We start from the raw sequence: 1,524 nt of genomic DNA, 5'->3' as shown, positions 1-1,524 counted from the left end.
AACTGTTGGAGCGGCATGGGGTATATATGTACTACTACCTGCATCATCCCGATAACTGGTCAAGTCTATCTTACCCAAGTTGGACAGAATATCCCACCACTGACCCATACTGGGAATAAACCAACCGGTGGTCTTGGAGGGAGCGTAGTATTTCCCGGTGCTGCTCTTTGCCGTACCGTAACGGCTGGCATGGTAAAAGGCGGTATAGGTATTCTTTAAAGCAGTATTACCGTCCCTTCCGTAGGTGTCGATTATCCAATGCGTTTCGGCGTAACCGTCCACATTATTGTACTGCTTCTGTAATTGGTCGGTGTTCGCTTTGAAAGGTTCTCCATCAGCGCCGCCGCTGTTTTCATCTTTACCGTATTCTCCCCACCGACAACCCTCGGAGGCATTAGTGAGTGCCATGACAAGACCGTGAGGAGTGTTTACCCCTTTTTTCGTCAAGGCTTGTTTGGCCGCCGTACCGATACGACTGACGTCGGTACTGTAAACGATGCCGATGCAGGCTTTCTGCTGTTCTGTGGTAAGGGAGGCATCACCCGGAATCAGATAACCTTCGTTTTTTTTGTTCTTGCAATAAAAATCACCCACTTGAGCATTAGCAAAGGCATAAGCGCCAATATCCTTCAAAGTAGGAGCTAATGTATGACGGTTATTGGCAGCCAAAGCGGTTTCCGGCATCGTTCCGCCATACGTTTTTGCCTTGTAGCTACAAAACCAACGGGCATCCGTCGTTTGCGGAGAAACGATGATCCGGTAGCTGCCGTCGTCTGCACGGTAAGGGAGAAGAGGTTCGGTGCCGATGGTGAAACTTACATCATCCACAGAAGACGGGATGTAGCTTGTTTCTTTTTCATCTATTTTGCATTTAATCGAAGGCGACAGGGAAAGGGAGGAATAGGCGTGGGTAAACTCTATTTCGAGTGTCTTCAACGGAACGCTGCCCGTGCCATTACTCCACACCAGCAGGTCGGAGGCACGGTAGGCATCTTCGGTACGCTGGTCGTAGCGAGGCGGGAATTGGGCTTTTAGGGCGGCAGGGATGTCTGCACCGGTTATGCCGTCCGCTTCCGGGCTGTATGGGAAGTAGGCAACGTAAGCCGTGGCTTTGTTGTCGTAATAGAGGGCTGTTTTGCCTTCGCCGTTGGCGTTGTCGAAACTCCATGCGCTGCCGTTGTATTTATAAGGTATATTGTCGGACAGCATATTGCCACTACCGTCCAGCACGGTGATGCCGATGCGGTCGCCGCTCTCGAAAGTGGTGACGGCGCCGTTGTCGGTGGCACGGGTGGCGGCGTTGTTGCCGTCGATGCTGTTGTTGCTGCCGGCATTGCTGCGGGTGGCGGCGGAGGTGAAGTCGCTTGCGCTGACTTCTATACGGAGGGCGGCAGACGCAGTGTTGTCACCGTCACCGCCCGGCAGGGCATCGTCCTCGGGGCTGCAGGCAGCAAGCAGCAACAGCAACAGGAAGGTTCCCAGGCTATGCTTGAAGAACCGGGAAAAAGAGTTGTATTCGGATAA

General features: G+C 52.8%; 1 protein-coding gene. It reads right to left on the bottom strand.

Going from position 1 to position 1,524, the window contains the following annotated elements; genetic code table 11:
- A partial coding sequence (locus HMPREF9446_RS17155; RefSeq protein WP_187370979.1) for a fimbrillin family protein occupies positions 1-1,524 on the bottom strand: 1,524 nt, incomplete at both ends.

Origin of the sequence: Bacteroides fluxus YIT 12057 (genome assembly GCF_000195635.1) — a bacterium.
Taxonomy (GTDB): Bacteria; Bacteroidota; Bacteroidia; order Bacteroidales; family Bacteroidaceae; genus Bacteroides; species Bacteroides fluxus.
Note: the sequence above shows the minus strand (reverse complement) of the source record. Positions and strands in the feature narration are given on the sequence as shown.